This is a genomic window from Kluyvera georgiana ATCC 51603 (genome assembly GCF_001654985.1).
Classification (GTDB): Bacteria; Pseudomonadota; Gammaproteobacteria; order Enterobacterales; family Enterobacteriaceae; genus Kluyvera; species Kluyvera georgiana.
In genome coordinates this window covers 56,740-78,042 of sequence record NZ_LXEU01000066.1, presented here as the reverse complement: position 1 = coordinate 78,042, position 21,303 = coordinate 56,740, and the positions used below count along the sequence as shown (strand labels likewise).

Here is a 21,303-nt window from a genome sequence, read left to right as displayed (position 1 = left end):
CACCAACGTAGGCCTGATAAGCGCAGCGCCATCAGGCAAACCTGAGCCGATTGCCGGATGGCGCGCTTATCCGGCCTACAGGTGCCGTTCCATCTGGAATGCGAAAATGAATTACCATCAATACTACCCCGTCGATATCGTCAACGGCCCCGGCACGCGCTGCACCCTGTTCGTTGCCGGCTGCGTTCACGAATGCCCCGGCTGCTACAACAAGAGCACCTGGCGCGTGAACTCCGGCCAGCCGTTCACCGCCGAGATGGCCGACCGCATCATCGCCGACCTCAACGACACCCGCGTCAAGCGCCAGGGAATTTCGCTCTCCGGCGGTGACCCATTGCATCCGCAGAACGTGCCGGAGATCCTCAAGCTGGTGCAACGCATCCACGCTGAATGTCCCGGCAAAGATATCTGGGTGTGGACCGGCTACAAGATTGACGAACTGAATGCCGCGCAAATGGAAGTCGTTGATCTGATCAACGTGCTGGTGGACGGCAAGTTTGTGCAGGATTTAAAAGACCCGGCGCTGATCTGGCGCGGCAGCAGCAATCAGGTCGTGCACCACCTACGTTAATCAGATCTGATTTAACGTACCGACATCACCATCTGTGACGGGCTGCCGACCGGCGTGTAGTCCGGCTCAAAGGTCAGCGCACCGCTGCGCGGATCGACGCGGAAGCGAGTAATATTGTCGCTACGCTGGTTCATCACGTACAGCCAGCGGCCCTGGCTATCAAGGGTGAGCGTGCGCGGGTAATCTCCCCGCGTCCAGATATCGTCCTGCCATTTCAGACTGCCGTCGGCCTGCACCGTAAAGTGGGCAATACTGTTGCGTAAGCGGTTGGCAACGTACAGTTGCTTGCCGTCCTGGCTGAGTACCAGCCCCGACGCAAAGCTCGTCCCCTTGTAGGTTTCCGGCAGCACCGAAACCGTCTGGCCTTCGCGCAGCAGCCCGCTGTCGGTATCAAGGTGGTAATAGGTCAGCGTTGAAGACTCTTCATTCACCAACCACAGCCCATCCCCCGTAGGCGTGAAAACAAAATGGCGCGGCCCCGCGCCCGCCGACGACGCCGCAATATACGGCGGATCGTTCGGCGTGAGCTTGCCGCTCGCCGGATCCATCCTGTACTGATAGATCCGGTCCAGCCCGAGATCGGTAGCGTAGACAAAGCGTCCGCTCCGATCCGCGCGGACCATATGCGCATGCGGACTGCTGTGGCCGCTGATGGCGAAACTCCCTTCTACTGCTGCCTCCGGTCGCGAGGCGCCGGTCGGGCCGCTGTCCTGGTGAACATCAACCGCCTCACTCAGGCTACCGTCTTCGTTCACCGGCAATACCGCAATGGAGCCGCTGGTGTAGTTCGCTACCAGCAGGTAGCGGCCATCCGCCGTCAACGCCAGATAGACCGGGCCCGCACCGCCGGAAGCCACCTGGTTGAGGCTGGTCAATTCTCCCTGCGCGTCAATCCGCCACGCCTGCACTACACCCTGCTCCACTTCGCTGGCGGCATACAGCGTTTTGCCGTCGCGCGCCACGGTGAGCTGAGCGAGATCGGGTCGCGAGCTGACCAGCGTTTTATCGCGCAGCTCGCCGCTTTCAGCATCAACGCTAAAGCGGTATAGCCCTTCGCCATTTGGCGCATAGGTACCGACCCAGGCGTACTGCGTTTGTGCAACGGCGCTGGTGGCGAGCAGGGAAAAAGAGGCGACAAGCAGATGAGACGGCATGGTGGTTCCTTGATGGTCGATAACAACGGGCGACGTAGAAGAGAGCGGAAGGCATCGGGCGACACCTTCCGGAAAAGGCGTTAGCGGAACTTCTTGTGGTTCTCGTTGCGGGTGGTTTTGAAATCTTCCGCGGCGGCCTGGGCCTCTTTCACTTTGCCCTCGTTCGCCAGCTTCAGCGCACCGTCAATCTGACCAATCAGCGTATCCATACCGTGACGATAGTCTTTCATTTCCGCGCTGTCCGCCGCTTTGCCTTCCAGCTTCGGCGGGGTCTCTTTTTTGGCGTCTTCTGCTGCGGTGCGCATCTTCGTCAGCGCCGCTTTCAGCTCACCCGCATCGGAGGTTTTCTGCACCACCTGCAGATTTTCCGCCAGGGTGTCCATATCTTCGCCCAGGTCGGCAAACGCTGACGCCGAACCCAGTGCCAGCGCGGAGACCGCCAGCATCGCTACCAGTTTTTTACGCATTGCTCACTTCCTTTTTATTATTTAAGCGAACGGGCGCAGCAGGATGCGCCCAACACGTGATTACTGCCCGGCGATTTTCATCTCCGGCAACAGTACCGAACCACATTGGATATTACTCCGTGTCTCAATATCGTCGGCGATGGTGACAATATTGCGCCACATGTCTTTCAGGTTGCCCGCGATGGTGATTTCGCTCACCGGATACTGAATTTCACCGTTCTCCACCCAGAAACCTGAGGCACCGCGCGAGTAGTCGCCGGTAATGCCGCTAACACCCTGCCCCATCAATTCGGTGACGACAAGACCCGTGCCCATCTCTTTAAGCAACTTTTCAAAACTCAGGCCGCGGCCCTTGATGCGCCAGTTGTGGATGCCGCCCGCGTGACCGGTGCTCTTCAGGCCCAGCTTGCGCGCGGAGTAGTTGGTCAGCAGCCACTGGGTCAGGATACCGTCTTTGATAATGTCACGACGCTCGGTACGCACGCCTTCGCTGTCGAACGGCGTCGAAGCCAGCCCTTTCAGCAGATGCGGATGCTCCTCAATGGTCAGCCATTCCGGCAGAATTTGCTTACCCAGCGAGTCCAGCAGGAAGGTCGATTTACGGTACACCGAGCCACCGGCAATCGCGCCGACCAGGTGACCGAACAGCCCGGTTGCCACTTCATTGGCAAAAATCACCGGTGCCTGCATGGTAGAGAGTTTGCGCGGCTCCAGACGAGACAGAGTACGGCGTGCGCACTCTTCGCCGACCCATTCCGGAGACTTCAGGTCGCCCAGCGCGCGGCCGATGGTGTAGGCGTAATCACGCTCCATATCGCCGTTCGCTTCGGCAATCACGCAGCTGGAAAGGGAATGACGGGTTGAGCTGTAGCTCTGCAACATACCGTGGCTGTTGCCAAAGACTTTAATGCCGTAGTGGCTGTTGAAGCTGCCGCCTTCGGTGTTGGTGATGCGTTTGTCGGCTTTCAGGGAAGCCTGCTCCGCGCGGGCCGCCAGTTCAATCGCTTCATCCGGGGAGACTTCCGCCGGGTGGAACAGGTCAAGATCCGGCGCGTCAAAGGCCAGCAGATCTTTGTCCGCCACGCCCGCACACGGGTCCGGCGAGGTGTAGCGGGCAATATCCAGCGCCGCCTGTACGGTACGGGCGATGGCGTCCGGGCTCAGGTCAGTGGAGGAAGCGCTGCCTTTACGATTCTGGTGATAAACGGTGATGCCCAGCGCGCCATCGCTGTTGAATTCGACGTTTTCAACTTCACCGTAGCGCGTGCTGACGCTGATACCGGTGGTCTTACTGACCGCGACTTCCGCGCCGTCCGATTGAGCGGCTGCCAGCTCGAGTGCCGTGGAGACCGCTTTTTCCAGCGCAATACGTTGTTCCGCAACTTGTGTGATCACTTTCATCGTCTAAGCCATAATCTGAGGTAAAGTTAAATGAAGTCTAACAGAGAACCCTTTCTCAGTATGCGCTCAAGCTGTTAGTATTAGCCTCTTTTTTAAGGAGCCTGAAATGACAAAGCAGCCCGAAGACTGGCTCGACGAAGTCCCCGGTGATGATATCGAGGACGAAGATGATGAAATTATCTGGGTCAGCAAGAGTGAAATTAAACGTGATGCCGAAGAGCTGAAAAAGCTTGGGGTAGAACTGGTTGAGCTCGGTAAGAACGCGCTGGATAAAATCCCGCTGGACGCCGACCTGCGCGCCGCCATTGAACTGGCGCAGCGCATTAAGATGGAAGGCCGCCGCCGCCAGCTGCAGCTGATTGGTAAAATGCTGCGTCAGCGCGACGTTGAACCTTACCGCCAGGCGCTGGATAAGCTGAAAAACCGTCACAACCAGCAGGTCGTTGTGTTCCATAAGCTGGAGCAACTGCGTGACCGTATGGTCGACGGTAGCGATGAAGCCATCGAAGAAGTGATGAATCTGTGGCCCGCCGCCGATCGCCAACAGCTGCGTTCGCTGGTGCGTAACGCCAGGAAAGAAAAAGCCGGCAACAAGCCGCCGAAATCTTCCCGCCAGATCTTCCAGTACCTGCGCGAGCTGTCTGAAAACCAGGAATAAGCTTCCGTAAAATGCCCTCTTCGTGAGGGTATTTTTTTATCTGCGTGTGACCGCCTGATGGCGCTTCGCTTATCAGGCCTACATTCGGTGCCAATTGTAGGCCGGATAAGGCGTTTATGCCGCCATCCGGCAATGATAACGCGTTACGCCATCACAATCCGGCACAAATCATGGTTGAAACGCTGGTACTGCGCCTCATCAATCGCCTGCGGATAGCTCAGCACAATTAATTCGTGATCGGTGATACCAGCGTGATAGGTCGGGTGCGCGTGCGGCCACGGGTTAGCGAAGAACCCCATGCCTTCATAAAAACGCAGACGCTTGTGGGCAATCTCGGTGGTCAGCGGGTCGATTTCCAGAATCGTTTTCGACGCGCGCTCGAGAATTTGCCCCAGCAGGCGCTTACCGTATCCCTGCGAGCGCAGGCTGCCCTCGACGGCCAGATGTTCGATGTAGATATAGCCGTCAAATGCCCACGTGCCGCTCATCCCGATGAATAACTCACCGTCGAACCACGCTTCCAGCGCATAGTGTGGGTCATTGAGCGCGCGCTGTTTGGCGGGGAGTTCGCACTGTTCGTGCCACGGAAAGGCGTGGGTATAGAGGGCATCGAGCGGCGGGAATAAGGGAGAATCGGTGGTAGTGATTTTTTTGGCGGTAAGCATGTTTGGGTACCGAGGGAGAGTGTTGTGTTGAGCAGGGCCCCTCACCCCGGCCCTCTCCCCAAAGGGGCGAGGGAGAAAACCAATCGTGCTAGCTGCTCGATCGGTCCCCTCTCCCCGGACCGTACAACCGTACATGGGGAGAGGGTTAGGGTGAGGGGGCCCAGCTCAGCCGTTTAGTGCTGAGCCTTCTTTTCCAGCCTTTCCAGCAGCTTCTGATGAATGCCGCCAAACCCACCGTTGCTCATCACCAGAATATGGTCGCCCGGCTCGGCGCTTTTCACGATCATATCCGCCAGCGCGTCAACGTCGGCGCTCCAGTGGGCTGGCTGCACGCAGGCTTCCGCCACTTCCGCAACCTGCCACGGAATGTGCTGAGGCTGCAGCAGGAACACTTCATCCGCGCGGCCCAGAGACGGCGCCAGGTCGTCTTTGCAGACGCCCATTTTCATGGTGTTCGAACGCGGTTCCAGCACGGCGATGATTTTCGCCGTACCGCCGACTTTGCCGCGCAGCGCTTGCAGCGTCGCGAGGATAGCCGTTGGGTGGTGCGCGAAGTCGTCGTAAACGCAAACGCCGTTGGCTTCACCGCGCAGCTCCAGGCGGCGACGGGCGTTGATAAAGCTGCCCAGCGCGTTGGCGGCATCGGCCGGCGTCACGCCGACATGACGCGCGGCGGCAATCGCCATCAGGCCGTTATGCATGTTGTGTTCGCCGACCAGGCCCCACTTCACTTCTCCGACCTTTTCACCGTCGAGCAGCACTTCCCACTCGGAGGCGTCGGTGTTCAGCTTTTTCGCCTGCCAGTGGCCCTGCTCGCCCACCAGCTCCTGCTCGCTCCAGCAGCCCATCGCCATCACCTGTTTCAGGTTCGCGTCGTTTTCCGGCAGGATGATACGGCCCTGTCCCGGCACGATGCGCACCAGGTGGTGGAACTGTTTCTGGATAGCTTTCAGATCGTCAAAGATATCCGCGTGATCGAACTCAAGGTTGTTGAGGATCAGGGTGCGCGGGCAGTAATGCACGAATTTGGAACGCTTATCAAAGAAGGCGCAGTCGTATTCATCGGCTTCGATCACGAAGAACGGGCTGTCGCCCAAACGTGCGGAAACCTCGAAGTTACCCGGTACGCCGCCAATGACGAAGCCCGGCTTGTAGCCGCACTCTTCAAGGATCCAGGTCACCATACCGGCGGTAGTGGTTTTACCGTGGGTACCGGCAACCGCCACAACCCAGCGGTCGCGCAGCACGAAATCGTGCAGCCACTGCGGGCCGGACATATACGGAATGTTCTTCTCCAGCACCGCTTCCACGCACGGGTTACCGCGCGTCATGGCGTTGCCGATGATGACCAGGTCCGGCTGCGGTTCAAGCTGGCTGGCGTCATAGCCCTGAATTAAATCAATGCCTTGCTTTTCAAGCAGCGTGCTCATCGGGGGATACACATTGGCATCCGAACCCGTGACTTCGTGACCCAGCGAACGAGCCAGCATTGCCAGACCGCCCATGAAAGTGCCACAAATACCCAAAATATGAATGCGCATACGTCACTATCCTTTTTTTATCTGCCCCGCATTTTACCCATATGTTTGCCGGCAGAGAAATGCATTTCAGGATATTCCGTAGTTTGCTGGCGCGATTCACCTGTGCGTATTTTTTTTATTCTTTGTTAGTATTGTTGCAGCCGTTTTACTCAACATCCACTGTCAGGGAAAGTGTTATGAAAACGTTAGGTGAATTTATTGTCGAGAAACAGCACGAGTTCTCACACGCAACCGGTGAACTCACTGCTTTGCTGTCGGCAATAAAGTTAGGTGCTAAGATCATCCACCGCGATATCAATAAGGCCGGTCTGGTCGATATCCTGGGTGCCAGCGGCGCTGAAAACGTACAGGGAGAAGTACAACAAAAGCTCGATCTGTTCGCGAACGAGAAACTGAAAGCTGCGCTGCGTGCACGTGACATCGTCGCCGGTATCGCCTCCGAAGAGGAAGATGAAATCGTCGTCTTCGACGGCTGCGAACACGCGAAATACGTGGTCCTGATGGACCCGCTGGATGGTTCATCTAACATCGACGTTAACGTCTCTGTCGGCACCATTTTCTCGATTTACCGCCGCGTAACGCCAGTCGGCACGCCGGTTACCGAAGAAGACTTCCTGCAACCGGGCAACCGTCAGGTGGCCGCCGGTTATGTGGTATATGGTTCCTCGACCATGCTGGTGTACACCACCGGCTGCGGCGTACATGCCTTTACCTACGACCCGTCGCTGGGCGTATTCTGCCTGTGTCAGGAGCGCATGCGCTTCCCACAGCGCGGCAGCACTTACTCGATCAACGAAGGTAACTACATCAAATTCCCGAACGGCGTGAAAAAGTACATCAAGTTCTGCCAGGAAGAAGATAAGTCCACGCAGCGCCCGTACACCTCACGCTACATCGGTTCTCTGGTGGCCGATTTCCACCGTAATCTGCTGAAAGGCGGCATCTACCTGTACCCAAGCACCGCCAGCCACCCGGAAGGGAAGCTGCGTCTGCTGTATGAGTGCAACCCGATGGCGTTCCTCGCGGAACAGGCCGGCGGCAAGGCCAGCGATGGGAAAGAGCGTATTCTGGATATCGTGCCGGAAAGCCTGCACCAGCGCCGTTCATTCTTCGTCGGCAACGACCATATGGTCGAGGATGTCGAGCGCTTTATTCGTGAGTTCCCGGACGCGTAATCGCAGTATCCCGGCCTACGTTACGTGGTAGGCCGGATAAGCGAAGCGCCATCCGGCACGATGCGGTGATATTGCCGGATGGCGGCGTACACGCCTATCCGGCCTACAAAATCGGTGTCCCGGTTACGCCACCTGCAGCCGGAACGACGCCATCGCTGCCACCAGCGCCTGCGACTGCTCTTCCAGCGAACGGGTTGCCGCCGAAGACTGCTGTACCAGTGCCGCGTTCTGCTGTGCGGTTTCATCCATCTGACTCACCGCAATATTCACCTGCTCAATGCCGCGGCTCTGTTCCTGCGACGCGCTGGCAATTTCCCGCATCAGCTTGGTCATCCGCATCACTTCGCTGGCGATCTCATCCATGGTTTCCCCCGCCTGCTGCGCCAGGTCGCTGCCTTCATTGACGTGGGTTTGCGAGTCGGCAATCAGCTGGCGAATTTCTTTCGCCGCATCGGCGCTGCGGCTGGCGAGATTACGCACCTCACCCGCCACGACCGCAAATCCGCGCCCCTGTTCACCCGCACGGGCCGCTTCCACCGAGGCGTTGAGCGCCAGAATATTGGTCTGGAAGGCAATACCGTCAATCACGCTGAGAATATCGGCGATACGTTTGGCACTTCCTGAAATATCCTGCATTTTCTCAATGACATAGCACACCATCTCGCTGCCACGATCGGCAGTATCCGACACGTCGCGCGCCAGCTTGTGCGCCTGCTCGGCGTTGTCGGCGTTCTGCTTCACGGTGGCGGTCAGCTGTTCCATGCTGGCAGCGGTTTGCTCGAGCGAAGTCGCCGTCGACTCCGTACGCTGCGCCAGGTGGTTATTGCCCGCCGTCAGCTCGCGGCTGCCGATATCAATCTGTGAGCTGGCGTCGCGCACCCGCATAACCGAGTTCATCATCGACTCGCGCATCCCGGCAATCGCCACGTTCAGACGCTTAATTTCGGCGCTGCTGGTTTTCAGCGGCGAAGGCGTTAAATCCCCGGACGCTACCTGCTCAAGCTGGCCAATCGCCGATGCCAGCGGCTTTAACAGCAGATGTTGCAACTGCAGCCAGGCCAGCGCTATCACCCCTGCGGTCAGCGCAATGGCCAACACCATCAGTGCCAATACGCGATTTTTGGTACTGTGTACTGCCGCCACTTCAATCTGCCCGCGCGACTCCCCCCAATCCTGGAAGGCGTGAACGGCGTTATCAAACTGGCGGGCCACCGGGATCATTGTTTTTTCCAGCAGATCGTAATAACCGTCGACGTTCTGCTGCTCGAGCGCCGCCAGCATCGGTTTGATCGCCTGAGTGTTATAGGCCTCATAGCTTTTCGCGACATCCGCCATCCGTTTTGCGCCATCAGCATCGTCAACTGATGACTGGCTGACGCTGGCGATAATTTTTTGCCCCTGCGTCACTTCCCCGTTAAGGGTTTTGACGGCCTTCGCCGCGTCGTCCAGCATGCCGATTTCCATCAAGCGGACCGCCTGTCCGGCTTCATTACGTGCACGCAGCAGCAGCGTATAACCCTCATTCAGCTGCGTCATTTGCTCGCTTTGCAGGTGGTCGATTCGCTGGAGGGAAGCAGAACTTTGGGTGAGAGCATAAATGCCGATACCGCTGACCAGAATCAGCAGCAGAGTCATCACGGCGAGCAGGGACAGCAGGCCGGTACGGATAGAGAGCGTTTTTAGCATCATAGTTTTGTCCGGTAGCAGGGGTACTGTTTGGCGTAAATGACAGGTATCGGCTGCTACCGGAAAAACTTTAGCGTTTCAGTATGTTAGTTCTTTGTTACCGGGACGTCGACGCGGGTGACAGCCGCACTCTGCCGGTTCTCCCACAGCACCGTCAGCGCCCGCTGCAGAGCAATAAAAATAAACAGCAGAATGCCGATAGCGATTTTGGTCCACCACGAGCTCAACGTGCCGTCAAAGTTGATGTAGGTCTGAATCAGCCCCTGAATCCCCACGCCAAACAGCGTGCCCAGCACCGTACCGACGCCGCCGCTCAGCAGCGTACCGCCGATCACCACCGAGGCGATGGCATCCAGCTCTACGCCAACGCCTGCCAGCGCATAGCCAGCCTGGGTATAAATGGAGAACACAATGCCCGCCAGCGTCGCCAGCCCCGTCGACAGCATATAAATGCGCACGATGGTGCTACGCGTCGGGATACCCATCAGGTTGGCCGAGGTGGCATTACCGCCGATAGCATAGACCTGATTGCCAAAGCGCGTACGGTGGGCAAGGAAAATCCCCAACACCACGACCAGCAGCATCAACAGCCCCATCGCGCTCAGACGGCCGCCGCCGGGAAGGGTCCACGCCAGCCCGGAGAGGGTGTCGTATACCGGATGATCGATAGGAATCGACTCTTCAGACACCAGGTAGCTCACGCCGCGCAGGAAGAACATCCCGGCGAGCGTAATAATAAATGCCGGGATCTTCAGCGCGTCAATCAACCAGCCCATAAACGCGCCGAAGGCGCAGCCCATCGCCAGCACCAGCGGAAAGGCCACCAACGGCGATAATCCCCAGAAGCCGATAGCCTTGGCGAGGAATACCCCGGTGAAGGCGATCACTGAACCGACGGAAAGATCGATACCACCGGAAAGGATCACAAAGGTCACGCCCACGGCAACAATCCCGAGGAAGGCGTTGTCGGTCAGAATATTGCAAATCACCCGCGTCGAGGCGAAACCGGGAAACTGGGTCAGACAGTAGAGATAGCCCACGATAAACACCCCGAGGGTGATCATTAACGGCAAATTACGTTTGATCATGGCCACGCATCCTCTTCAGTATCTGAATAAAGCGCGGTGACTGGACGATCAGCACGCACATCACCACCACCGCTTTGACCACCTGGTTTAGCTCCGGCGGAAAGCCGGAGAGTAGAATACCGGTGTTCATCCCCTGGATAATCAATGCGCCCACCACTGAAAGCAGCAGGTTAAAGCGCCCGCCCATCAGCGAGCCGCCGCCAATGACCACCGCCAGAATCGCGTCCAGCTCCAGCCATAGCCCGGCGTTGTTGGCATCGGCCCCGCGAATATCCGCCGCCACGATCGTGCCGGCGATCGCCGCGCACACGCCGCTCAGCACGTAGGCCAGCATCACCACGATACGCGTATTCACCCCGGCGTTTTTCGCCGCACGAATGTTGATCCCCACCGCTTCAATAAACATACCGAGCGCGGTTTTACGCGCCAGCAGCCAAAAGATAACCAACGTCACCAGCGCAATAATGACCGGCGTCGGGAACAAGAGAAACTTACCGCTGCCGATCCACGCCAGCGACGGCGAGTCGAAGGTGACGATCTGCCCGGAGGTAATGAGTTGTGCCACGCCGCGCCCCGCGACCATCAGAATCAGCGTGGCGACGAAGGGCTGAATTTTGAGGATCGCAACCAGAATGCCGTTCCACAGCCCGGCCAGCACGCCGGATCCGATCGCCGCCAGCAGGACCACCGGCAGGCTATGCCCGGCCACGGTCATCGCGGCGGCGGTGGCTCCGGCAATCGCCATCACCGCGCCAACGGAAAGATCGATACCGCCGGTGGCGATCACCAGCGTCATGCCGATCGCCAGCAGCGCCACCGGCGCCGCGCGGTTGAGGATATCAATCGGGCTGCCGAACAGACGGCCATCCTGCAAGGTTATCTGGAAAAAGTGCGGCGCCACCAGGCTATCGACCAGCAGCACCAGGATTAATGCCGCAATTTGCGGCATTCCCGGCGGCCAGCGAAAGCGGCGCTCGGGCTTACCGGTTTGGGGAACAGTTCGGGGCATCACGGTTAACTCCTTAGGCCGCAATCGCGTTCATAATGGCGGGAACAGAGAGCTCAGCAAGCGGGATCTCCGCCACCTGTTGGCGATCGCGCATGATGATCACCCGATCGGCGTAGCCCACCAGCTCTTCCAGTTCAGACGAGATCACCAGCAGCGCCAGGCCGTCCGCGCAGAGCGTTTCGATCAGGCGAATGATCTCCGCGTGCGCGCCCACGTCGATCCCGCGGGTCGGTTCGTCGAGGATCAGGAACTGCGGGCGCGTCAGCAGCCAGCGCGAGAGCAGCACCTTCTGCTGGTTGCCGCCGGAGAGAAACTCCACCGGCTGCTCGGCGCTGGGGGTGCGGATCCCCAACTGGCGGATGAAGCGTTCGGCAATCTCGTTTTGTTCTTTGCGCGGAATTGGCCGCAGCCAGCCGCGCTGTGCCTGCAACGCGAGGATAATATTTTCACGTACCGAGGCGGCGGCAATAATGCCGTCCGTTTTACGATCCTCAGGGCAAAAGCCGATCCCCAGACAGGAGGCCTGATGCGGCGATCGCAGGGTCTGCGGTTTACCCTTGATCGTCGCTTGCCCACTGTCGGCGGGATGAATACCGAAGATCACTTCGGCGGTTTCGGTGCGTCCAGATCCGAGCAGCCCGGCCAGACCGACGATCTCGCCGGGGCGCACGTGCAGATCGAACGGCGCGATGGTGCCCTTTTTGCCATAGCCTTCAAAGGAGGCCACCGGTTTATCACTCAGCAACGTGCGCCCCGCCCGCTGGAGCGCCTGGTGTTCCAGCTCGCGGCCCAGCATCATTTTTACCAGCTCAATCTGCGGCAGCTCGCGGGTTTCCCGACAGCCCACAAAGGTGCCGTTGCGCAGTACGGTGATCCTGTCGCTGACCGCATACACCTGATCGAGGAAGTGGGTGACAAAGATCAGGCTGACGCCGCGATCGCGCAGCTGGCGCATCAGGGTGAAGAGCATCTCCACCTCTTTGGTGTCGAGGCTGGCGGTCGGTTCATCGAGGATCAGCACTTTGGCGGAGAGATCGATCGCCCGACAGATGGCGACGATCTGCTGCATCGCTACCGAAAAGCGGTTTAACGGCTCGCGCACGTCGAGGGAAAAACCGTAGGAAGCCATCAGCGCGGTGGCGCGTTTTTCCATCTCTTTACGTCGCAGGAAACCAAAACGTTTCGGTTCACGGCCAATAAACAGGTTATCCGCCACCGACATATTCGGCAGCAGGTTCACTTCCTGATATACCGTGCCAATGCCCAGCTGCTGAGCATGCGCGGTATTTTTCGGATGAATTTGCTGTCCTTCCAGCCAGATGCTGCCGCTGTTGGCGTGGTAAACGCCGGTCAACGCTTTAATCAGCGTGGATTTACCCGCGCCGTTTTCGCCGAGCAGCGCCATAATTTCACCGCGCCGCAGGCTGAAATTAACGTTATCCAGCGCTTTCACGCCGGGAAAATACTGGCAGAGCCCCTCGGTGCGGAGGATTTCCGGGTTGGTTTCAGTGGTCATAGTGCGCTCCCCCTCACCCTAACCCTCTCCCCGAGGGGGAGAGGGAACAGATTGTACCCAACTTGCTACCCGTACCGCTCGGCCCATCGCCCGTTCAGGGAGAGGATTAGGGTGGGGGTACCAGTCCTGTAGGCCGGATAAGGCAAAGCCGCCATCCGGCATCGTGCGCCGAACTGCCTGATGGCGCTTCGCTTATCAGGCCTACCGTTACAAAGGTCCGATATGTGAAGCGCCATCAGCCAGGGCTATCTCTTAGTAGCCCATATTTTTCTTCTTCTCTAACTCTTCTTTCGCCGTATCCGGCAGGTACAGCGTAGACTTGGTGAGCGTCACTTTTTCCGGCAGGGTGCCGTCTTTCTTGAATTTCTCCAGCGCATCAAACGCCGGGCCGGCCATGTTCGGCGTCAGCTCGACGCTGGCGTTCGCTTCACCGGCAATCATCGCTTTGTAGATATCCGGTACACCGTCAATTGAGCCGGTGAGGATATCTTTACCCGGCTTCAACCCGGCCTCTTTAATCGCCTGAATGGCACCGATCACCATGTCGTCGTTATGGGCGTAAACCATGCAAATATTCTTGCCGTTGTTTTCCGCCTTGATGAAGCTTTCCATCACCTCTTTCCCCTTGCTGCGGGTAAAGTCGCCGGACTGGGAACGGATAATTTTGATATTTGACGCTTTCGAAATGGCATCGGCGAAACCTTTCTTACGGTCTATCGCCACGCTCGCGCCGACGGTGCCCTGCAACTCGACGACGTTACACGGCTTGCCGTCGACGGTTTTAATCAGCCACTCGCCAATCAGTTGGCCTTCCAGCACGTTGTTGGCGGTCACGGTAGTCATGTACAGCGATTTATCTTTCACATCGATAGATCGGTCGAGCAGGAACACCGGGATGTTGGCCTCTTTGGCTTCCTTCAGCACAGGCTCCCAGCCGGTCGCCACGACCGGCGCGATAAAGATGGCATCAACACCCTGAGCGATAAACGAACGCACCGCTTTAATCTGGTTTTCCTGTTTTTGCTGCCCGTCCGCAATCTTCAGAGTGATACCGCGTTTTTCCGCTTCCTGCTTCGCGACGTTGGTTTCAGCCGCGCGCCAGCCCGATTCAGAGCCAACTTGTGAAAATCCCACCGTTAAAGGGGCAGCCATGACCATAGACGACATGGCTGCGGAAACTGCTGTGACAAGAAGTAAGCGCTTCCACATAGAGGTATCCTCGTAGGGTTATTGTTGGTCAAATATTCATCTGCGGAAAAACTATAGACAATGAGAGATGTAACGGAATGAGTTACATCACACTTCAAAAAAGTAAATTATTTGTTAATCACCATTAACAGAGCAAGTTCAGGAGGGAGTAGGCGTCGCGCACCCGTTGAAGGCTATCGATTTTGTGGAAATTTTAACCCGTGTCAGACCATTTCCTGGCGCAATGTAAACGGTTCCACGATTTTATTCAGTATGCGGCTAACTTTATGGATTTTCCTGCCATAAGAAGGCACTAAAAAGACCGTGTTTCGCGGGGGGAGATGTAAAACAGGCCAAGACTTTCGCGGTGAGTTGGCTATAATACCGGGCACTAATTTGCCACACATTCTAAAGGAAACAGACATGAGCTTACTCAACGTCCCTGCGGGTAAAGATCTGCCGGAAGATATCTACGTAGTCATCGAAATCCCGGCTAACGCAGATCCTATCAAATACGAAGTCGACAAAGAGAGCGGCGCGCTGTTCGTTGACCGTTTCATGTCCACCGCGATGTTCTATCCGTGCAACTACGGTTACATCAACCACACCCTGTCTCTGGACGGTGACCCGGTTGACGTGCTGGTCCCAACCCCGTACCCGCTGCAGCCGGGTTCTGTGATCCGTTGCCGTCCGGTTGGCGTTCTGAAAATGACCGACGAATCCGGTGAAGATGCCAAACTGGTTGCGGTACCGCACACCAAGCTGAGCAAAGAATACGATCACATCAAAGATGTGAACGACCTGCCGGACCTGCTGAAAGCGCAGATCACCCACTTCTTCGAGCACTACAAAGACCTCGAAGCAGGCAAATGGGTTAAAGTTGACGGTTGGGACAACGCAGAAGCGGCTAAAGCTGAAATCGTTGCTTCCTTCGAGCGCGCGAAGAAATAAGATTTCTTTTCGAGCGTTAAAAACACCGCCTTCGGGCGGTGTTTTTGTTTGTAGGCCTCAGCTCTTGGCTGCCTGATGGCGCTGCGCTTATCAGGCCTACAACGCCAGGTGCAGATAAAAAAACAACGCCACCCGAGGGTGGCGTTGTCGTATTCAATACTGGTCTTTATCCAACCAGTTGCCGCTTTCTATCAGCTTCAGCCCATCGACCGGGCGCTGATAAACGTACATCCAGGCGCTACCATACGGCGTCTGAATGAGGTGACGTGCATATTCGCCCGCTTTGGTACGCAGCGCATCCAGCTCGGCTAGCGTCGAAGCATCAATCCGATAAACTTCACCGTGTACCGTGCCATCACCGGGCACCGCGCCTGGATAGTGGCCCAGGCTGTACAGTTGATAATCGGTCACGCTGTGATCGCCCAGCCACTGAGCGTTGGTCATCCAGTGGCTGTTGCCCTGTTTGCGCCGTAAACTGCCGTAAACAAATATTCGCATTGCTAAAACTCAAACTGATAGAGCAAATCGAGCGCCTGGTCTACGCCAGACACCGCTTCCAGATACAGCTTAGGCATCAGGCGATAGCGTAACGTGAGCGTCGCTAACGAGTCAAAGATCCCAACGCCATATTTCACCTGCAGACCTGGCAATACGTATCCGCTGACCACCACCTGGGAAGAATCGCCCACCCCCTGGGTATCCAGCGCCAGATTACTTACGCCAAACGTCTCGCCGATTTTACCCACAACCTGACCACTTTGTGCAACCCCCATGCCAATAAGCATTGAGGTCATCGCAGCGCTGTCGCTCTGACCGCTTTCCAATCCCTGTCCGCGAACGAGGTAAGAGAGCGCTTCCTGCTGCGACATCGCCGGGTCAGAGAAGACTTCCGCCTTTGGCTGATCCGCCGTGCCGGTAACACGAACGCCAGCGATAACATCGTTTTCGGTAGCATCCGGGTTGCGAATCGCTTCGATATTCAACAGCGGCTGATCCGGCGGGCCAGAGAACAGCAGCTCGCCTTTACGCACGATCAGATCCTGACCGTAGGCATGGAAGCGCCCTTCCGGGATATTGATCTGCCCGTTAAGCCCCAGTCCCTGTTTATCCTGCGCCACCTTCAGGTCGCCGGTCAGACGCGCTTTCAGGCCGAACGCATCCAGACGAACGTTATTGCCGACGTGGATGGTCAGGTTGCTGTTGATTGGAATCGAAGCCGATTTCGTCTCTTTCGGCTGGAGATCGTTATTCAGCAGCACTTCATCGCTGGAAACGCCCACCGCGCTTTCCGGCACCTCTTTCACCACGATACGCGCCCACGGCACATCGACGCTACCGTCAAGGGTAAACAGACTCGGCGTGGCGTTAAACACAACGTCAGGCGAGACGTCGAGACGCACCATCGGCGGCACGGTAATCCGCACGCGAGAGCCCTTCGCCGCAATACGCGCGCGCCAGTTTTCAATCTGCCGCCAGTCAGCGTCACCGTTCAGGCTGATCTGCCCCTGTGAGGTTCGCACTTCCCCCTGCAACGTCGAGGTGGCGCCGTTGAAGTTCATCGTCAGCTGGCTTGGCTGCATATCAAACGGCATAAAGTTACCGTCAACATCAAGGCCGCTAAGCTGAAGTTGACCGAACATCAGCGGGCTCTGGAGATCGCCGCCGAGGCGCAAATTCGCGTTCAGCTTGCCGTCCGCCTTTTCACCGCGCGAGAAGATCGGGTTAACCATCGCCAGCGAGAAGTTACGAATGTTGACGTTGCCGCCGAGATTACGCCGCCCCTGTGGGTCGGTCACCTGCACCTGCCCGTCTAACTGCCCGTTGTTGGTCAGACGAATCAACCAGCCTAGCTCGGCGCGGTTATTATGCAGGTCAGCGCTGAGGTTCAACGTATCGAAAGCCACCGGCAGCGGCGCGTTGTTGACGGTCTGAGTGACCTTAACGTTGCGCCCGGAGAGCATCACTTTACCCTGTGGCAACCCTTCTTTGGTGGTGTCCCAGGAGACGTCCGCGTTACCGCTAAACACGCCGCTAGCCTGAGTTTCCTCCGGCATAAACGGTTTGAGCATCGCCAGGTCGAAACGGTTGAGGTTGACCACCGCACGCCCCGCCGCGCCCGCGTCAATCGTCTGCGGCACGCACAGTTCGGCGTTCGGGTTCACCCAACAGTGCGGCCCGATGCTGATTTTCTGCTCCAGGTTACGGTAGTCCAGCGCAATATCGCGGTTGATGGACCACGGGCCGACCGGCGTCTTGAAACGGGTATTGCTTAACGCCCCCTTCCAGCGCTCTTCTTTACGATCGAAGCTGCCCGCCAGCGCCAGCTGACCAGAGACCGGCTCGCCCTGAATTTGCAACTGTAGCGAATGCTGTTTTTCGTTGCCCTTCGCCGCCAGATGCACCAGCCCGATATTCACATCCGGCTGCACGATGCGTTCAACGCGGACGTCGAGATTACCGCCAATCTGATCGGTGGATTTCACGTCGCCGTCGACGCGCACCTGGCCAATCGACAGCTCCTGCCAGCGCAGACCGCGTGCAGTAACGTCTGCCAGCAGCTGCGGCGCATCAACCGTACCGCGAATCTTCACCAGCCCTTTCGCCGTGCCGCCTAATCCCGGCAGCATGTTGTCGAGCTTCGGCGCGTCGATATTGGCATCGAGCTCCAGGTCTTTCACCCCCAGCTCGCCCTTCACGTCGGCGGTGTTATTGCCCAGCGCCACGTGTAGCCCCGGAATGGTCCATTGCAGGTAGCTGTTACCGCGCAGCGAGCCGTCGACGTTCACTTTGTTCTGCTTCACGTTGCCGGTGATTTTCATCTCCGGCACGTTCATCTGCCAGCTGCCGCCGTACAGACTGCCGTTAGTTTTGATCAGGCCATCCAGCTTCGATGGCCAGTCCGGCGCCAGCTTCCCGGTGTTAAGCCCGCGTAGAGCCAGTTCGCCGCGCCAGCTGATCGCCTGCTGCCAGTCAAGCAGCGCGGTCAACTCGGTTTTGCCTTCCAGCGCCGCGACGGTGAGTTTGTCGAGGCTCACCTGACGCTCGTTGCCTTTGGCATCGAGGGTGATATCCGCAGGCGGCACATCCTGCCCTTTCACCGCAGTGCGGAACGACAGCGTGTAATCGGTCATCTTGCCGCCGAGTTTCAGCTTCAGGTCATCGGCCTGGAACTGTTTCTCACCGCTAAACGGCCAATAAAGCTGTTTGCTGTTCACCTCAAGGTTGAACGGCAGCCCGGCTTCCGCCAGCTGCGCCTGCGCCCGAATGCCCAAATCCACCGGGCCGGAAAGGTTAACGCCCACTTCAAGCTGCTTACGCACCGCGCCGCCCACCTTGAGCTTCACTTTCTCGCCCTTCAGCGGGTCGATATTCAGGGTGCTGTTGAGCGTGAGATCCACCGGCCAGTCGTTGATGAGCGTGGCGGTACCGCTGGCGTTCACCGTGCCCTGGCTGGAGTCAATATCCAGCGCGTCGAGCTTCATGTTGCCGTCGATGCTGCTGACCTTCAGCAGCATTTTATAGACCGTCAGATCGGTATCGCCGGTAATACGCAGCTGCTCACCGCTGAAGGATTCGATATTCAGGTTCAGCGGCAGATGGACATCGGTCATCTCCGGCAGGACCGGCTTCGAAAACAGCTCGGTCATGGTTTCGCCAAGCGGTTTTTCCTGCGGCCGTGGGTTATCTATCTTCGGCTCCACCACCTCTTTCTGCGCCACGTCGGCGACTTTCGGCAAAGCGATAAGCAACCCTTGCAGCGTCGTTGGCGTCAGCGTCAGGTTCTTCTCCTGCCACGTCAGGCCGCTGCTGAAGTCCATCACCGATACCGTCGTGTCATCAATCTTAATATTGACGTTGTTGAGCGCGAACCGCTTCAAGGTGATTGGGTACGGCGTCGAGAGGTTCAACGGACCGCTGTCTTCTTCCTCTACCGGCGCGGCAGGCGGCATTTTACTGCTGTCGATTGCCACGTTGATATTGCTGAGCGCAACATCGTTAACGCACACGCTGCTGTGCCACAGGCATTTCAGGTCGACGGCCAGGTGAAGCTCACCGGCATCGACCGCGACGCCCGGCTGGGTATAGCGGACGTTTTTCAGCGAAAGATCGCGCCAGCCGCCGGTGACCTGACCTATCTCCAGCCCGGGAACCCAGCGGTTCGCCGCGTTAAACAGCAGATGCAGCCCCGTGGTGGTGCCAATCAGAAATCCCACGATGCCCAGCAGCAGCACGACAAAAATCAGTACGCCGAGGCTTATTTTTTTCCATAACGTCATAGCTCAGGCCCCAGACCGATGTAAAACTGTAATCCATGTTCATCTTTGTCGCCCACCGGGACGGCAAAGTCGAGCTTGATAGGCCCGACCGGCGACTGCCAGCGTACCCCTACCCCTGCGCCGGTTTTCCAGTCGCTCTGACGAATATCGCTGACCGCTTCACCGCCGTCCATGAACACGGCACCCCACCATTTTCCGGTCACGTTGTACTGATATTCCAGCGAGCCGGTGGCCAGTTTTGATGCCCCGATAAGTTTGCCTTTACTGTCTTCCGGGGAGATCGATTTGTACTTATAGCCGCGAATACTGCGGTCACCACCGGCAAAGAAGCGAAGATCGGGCGGAACGCGGTCAAAGTCGCCTGTTTCGATCCAGCCGAGGTTGCCACGAAACACAAAGCGATGGCGATCGTAAAGGGTACGGATCCAGACGTTTTGCGCCTGGAAAACCGAGAAGTCGACGTCTGAACCCCAGGCGGTGTTCGAGTAGTCGATCGAGTAACGCTGAGAGTCGCCCCAGGTTGGCATCAGACCGCCGCGTGAGCGGGTACGGCTGATAGAGACGCCCGGATAGAACAGCATGGTGGTGTTGGTGACGTCAGCCTGCGTAAAGTGGTCAAGACTCCAGCGTAGGTTAATTGCCCGCTGCCAGCCGCTGGAAAGGTCCAAGAAACGTGAAACGGCAAGCGTGGTGGAGTCAGACTTGGTATCGTTGAGGTCGGTACTTTTGAAACCGCCCTGCACCAGGTAGTACTGCTCAAGCGGATTTTTCAGCAGCGGCATCTTATAGCTGAAGTCCAACTGCTGTTCCGGTGCCGAGACGCTGAGACTGGTCGTCAGGCTGTGGCCGTAAGAGTTCACCCACGGTTTTTTCCATGATGCTTTCACCCGCGGGCCAACATCGGTGGAGTAACCGCCCCCCAGTTCTACGGTATTTTCGCTGCGCGGCGATACCACACCATGCAGCGGTAACACCTTAGTTTTCCGCGATTTATCAAACTCCGGCGCCACGACCACCGAGTTAAACCAGCCGGTTGCCGACAGACGCCGGTTCAGTTCCGCCAGATCGCTGGACTGGTAATAGTCACCTTTTTTGAACGGGACCAGATGCTGCAAATACTCTTCGCGGATCTGCGATCCTTCAAAGGTAACGTCACCAAAGCGGTAGCGCTCGCCGCTGTCATAATCGATATCCCAGAACGCCTGGTGACGATCGACCGCTACGCCAAGCTGACTCTTTTTGAACTCGCTATCAAAATAGCCCTTACGCAGCGCCACGCTGGTTAACGACCCTTTGAAATGGTCGTAATCGCTATGATTGAGCACCGTCCCGATTTTAGGGCGCGTCTTGAGTAGCGCCAGATAGTCGCTGTCGGTACGCGCCCCACCGCGCAGGATCACATCGGTACCGCCAATGCGCACCGGTTCACCCGGCGTCACTTTGGCCAGCAGTACCTGACGCCCCTTAGCCGGCGGCGGCTTAAGTTCAAAATCGATGGTCGGTTCGTAATAGCCAAGGGCTTTCAACCCCTCGCGAATGGCATCATCCACGCGTGCGCGGAAACGGCGATCCGGCGAAACTTCGTCGCTGTCGATGGTCGATAGCTGGGCTCGAACGTTTTTTTGTAGTTCGCCTGAGAGCCCTTCAACCTGTAGTCGGATGTTTGCTGCACTGGCAACACCGCTGGTCAGCAGTAAGCTCACCACACATAACTGGCGGATTTGTCGCACGTTTTCTCCTGAATATCCTTGTTTCCACCCCAAAAGGGAAACGAAAGTCCGCTCCGCGGCCATGACTGCGTTGTGACCTTTTTCGCGCCCTGATGGCGCGCGGTATTCAACGTCAGCTTAAAAAAAACCCACTCTTTGTCGGGTTGAAATAAAGACAGAGCCCCAAATTATTCTTATGTTTAAATTTAGACGTATTCGGCGTGTTTATTGTGTTAAAAGACACGCC

At 57.5% G+C, this 21,303-nt stretch carries 17 protein-coding genes; 4 read left to right on the top strand and 13 right to left on the bottom strand.

The genetic code is table 11. The features are described 5' to 3' along the window. Nucleotides 1-106 precede the first annotated feature (106 nt). Complete coding sequence (gene nrdG, locus M989_RS16320) at nt 107-571, top strand: anaerobic ribonucleoside-triphosphate reductase-activating protein (RefSeq protein WP_064546967.1); 465 nt, start codon at nt 107-109, stop codon at nt 569-571. Between the two features lie 11 nt (nt 572-582). Here nrdG and M989_RS16315 read toward each other — a convergent pair whose 3' ends face one another. The 3 genes from M989_RS16315 to pmbA form a co-directional block, all read right to left on the bottom strand. Then, the gene (locus tag M989_RS16315; protein WP_064546965.1) at nt 583-1,725 is read right to left on the bottom strand and encodes a lactonase family protein; all 1,143 of its coding nucleotides are present in this window, start codon (nt 1,723-1,725) and stop codon (nt 583-585) included. 80 nt (nt 1,726-1,805) lie between these two features. Beyond that, nucleotides 1,806-2,192 (bottom strand): cytochrome b562, encoded by a 387-nt coding sequence (cybC, locus tag M989_RS16310; protein ID WP_064546963.1) that lies wholly within the window; start codon nt 2,190-2,192, stop codon nt 1,806-1,808. Between the two features lie 60 nt (nt 2,193-2,252). Then, nucleotides 2,253-3,593, bottom strand: a complete 1,341-nt coding sequence (gene pmbA / locus M989_RS16305; protein ID WP_064546962.1) for a metalloprotease PmbA — start codon at nt 3,591-3,593, stop codon at nt 2,253-2,255. A gap of 106 nt (nt 3,594-3,699) precedes the next feature. Between pmbA and yjgA the strand changes: the two genes are divergently transcribed. Further along, nucleotides 3,700-4,251, top strand: coding sequence for a ribosome biogenesis factor YjgA (yjgA, locus tag M989_RS16300; protein WP_064546960.1), 552 nt, complete (start codon nt 3,700-3,702; stop codon nt 4,249-4,251). 143 nt (nt 4,252-4,394) lie between these two features. On the opposite strand, the gene M989_RS16295 is transcribed toward yjgA, so the two are convergent. Both M989_RS16295 and mpl read right to left on the bottom strand, forming a co-directional pair. Then, complete coding sequence (locus M989_RS16295) at nt 4,395-4,916, bottom strand: GNAT family N-acetyltransferase (RefSeq protein ID WP_064546957.1); 522 nt, start codon at nt 4,914-4,916, stop codon at nt 4,395-4,397. Nucleotides 4,917-5,089: 173 nt separating this feature from the next. Beyond that, nucleotides 5,090-6,457 carry a UDP-N-acetylmuramate:L-alanyl-gamma-D-glutamyl-meso-diaminopimelate ligase gene (mpl, locus tag M989_RS16290; protein ID WP_064546955.1) on the bottom strand — a complete coding sequence of 456 codons (1,368 nt, stop codon included), beginning with the start codon at nt 6,455-6,457 and terminating at the stop codon, nt 5,090-5,092. 176 nt (nt 6,458-6,633) lie between these two features. Here mpl and fbp point away from each other — a divergent pair, with 176 nt between their 5' ends. Then, the gene (fbp, locus tag M989_RS16285; protein WP_064546953.1) at nt 6,634-7,632 is read left to right on the top strand and encodes a class 1 fructose-bisphosphatase; all 999 of its coding nucleotides are present in this window, start codon (nt 6,634-6,636) and stop codon (nt 7,630-7,632) included. 123 nt (nt 7,633-7,755) lie between these two features. Here the strand turns inward: fbp and M989_RS16280 are convergent, their stop codons facing one another. From M989_RS16280 to ytfQ, 5 genes are all read right to left on the bottom strand, one after another. Next, complete coding sequence (locus tag M989_RS16280) at nt 7,756-9,318, bottom strand: methyl-accepting chemotaxis protein (RefSeq protein ID WP_064547044.1); 1,563 nt, start codon at nt 9,316-9,318, stop codon at nt 7,756-7,758. Nucleotides 9,319-9,404: 86 nt separating this feature from the next. Next, nucleotides 9,405-10,406 (bottom strand): galactofuranose ABC transporter, permease protein YjfF, encoded by a 1,002-nt coding sequence (gene yjfF, locus M989_RS16275; RefSeq protein ID WP_064546951.1) that lies wholly within the window; start codon nt 10,404-10,406, stop codon nt 9,405-9,407. After that, the gene (ytfT, locus tag M989_RS16270) at nt 10,393-11,418 is read right to left on the bottom strand and encodes a galactofuranose ABC transporter, ATP-binding protein YtfT (RefSeq protein ID WP_157093562.1); all 1,026 of its coding nucleotides are present in this window, start codon (nt 11,416-11,418) and stop codon (nt 10,393-10,395) included. Before ytfT ends, yjfF begins: the two co-directional genes overlap by 14 nt. A gap of 10 nt (nt 11,419-11,428) precedes the next feature. Next, complete coding sequence (gene ytfR / locus M989_RS16265) at nt 11,429-12,931, bottom strand: galactofuranose ABC transporter, ATP-binding protein YtfR (protein WP_064546947.1); 1,503 nt, start codon at nt 12,929-12,931, stop codon at nt 11,429-11,431. A 252-nt stretch (nt 12,932-13,183) separates the two neighbouring features. Next, nucleotides 13,184-14,140: a galactofuranose ABC transporter, galactofuranose-binding protein YtfQ gene (gene ytfQ, locus M989_RS16260; RefSeq protein ID WP_064546945.1), complete on the bottom strand. Its 957-nt coding sequence runs from the start codon at nt 14,138-14,140 to the stop codon at nt 13,184-13,186. 402 nt (nt 14,141-14,542) lie between these two features. Here ytfQ and ppa point away from each other — a divergent pair, with 402 nt between their 5' ends. Next, nucleotides 14,543-15,070, top strand: coding sequence for an inorganic diphosphatase (gene ppa / locus M989_RS16255; protein ID WP_064546944.1), 528 nt, complete (start codon nt 14,543-14,545; stop codon nt 15,068-15,070). A 153-nt stretch (nt 15,071-15,223) separates the two neighbouring features. Here the strand turns inward: ppa and M989_RS16250 are convergent, their stop codons facing one another. Genes M989_RS16250 through tamA form a run of 3 tightly spaced genes read right to left on the bottom strand, consistent with a single transcriptional unit; the run spans nt 15,224 to nt 21,077 of the window. Beyond that, the gene (locus M989_RS16250) at nt 15,224-15,568 is read right to left on the bottom strand and encodes a gamma-glutamylcyclotransferase family protein (protein ID WP_064546942.1); all 345 of its coding nucleotides are present in this window, start codon (nt 15,566-15,568) and stop codon (nt 15,224-15,226) included. Nucleotides 15,569-15,570: 2 nt separating this feature from the next. Continuing rightward, nucleotides 15,571-19,347 carry an autotransporter assembly complex protein TamB gene (tamB, locus tag M989_RS16245; RefSeq protein WP_064546940.1) on the bottom strand — a complete coding sequence of 1,259 codons (3,777 nt, stop codon included), beginning with the start codon at nt 19,345-19,347 and terminating at the stop codon, nt 15,571-15,573. Beyond that, nucleotides 19,344-21,077: an autotransporter assembly complex protein TamA gene (gene tamA / locus M989_RS16240; protein ID WP_064546938.1), complete on the bottom strand. Its 1,734-nt coding sequence runs from the start codon at nt 21,075-21,077 to the stop codon at nt 19,344-19,346. Before tamA ends, tamB begins: the two co-directional genes overlap by 4 nt. Nucleotides 21,078-21,303: the final 226 nt, after the last annotated feature.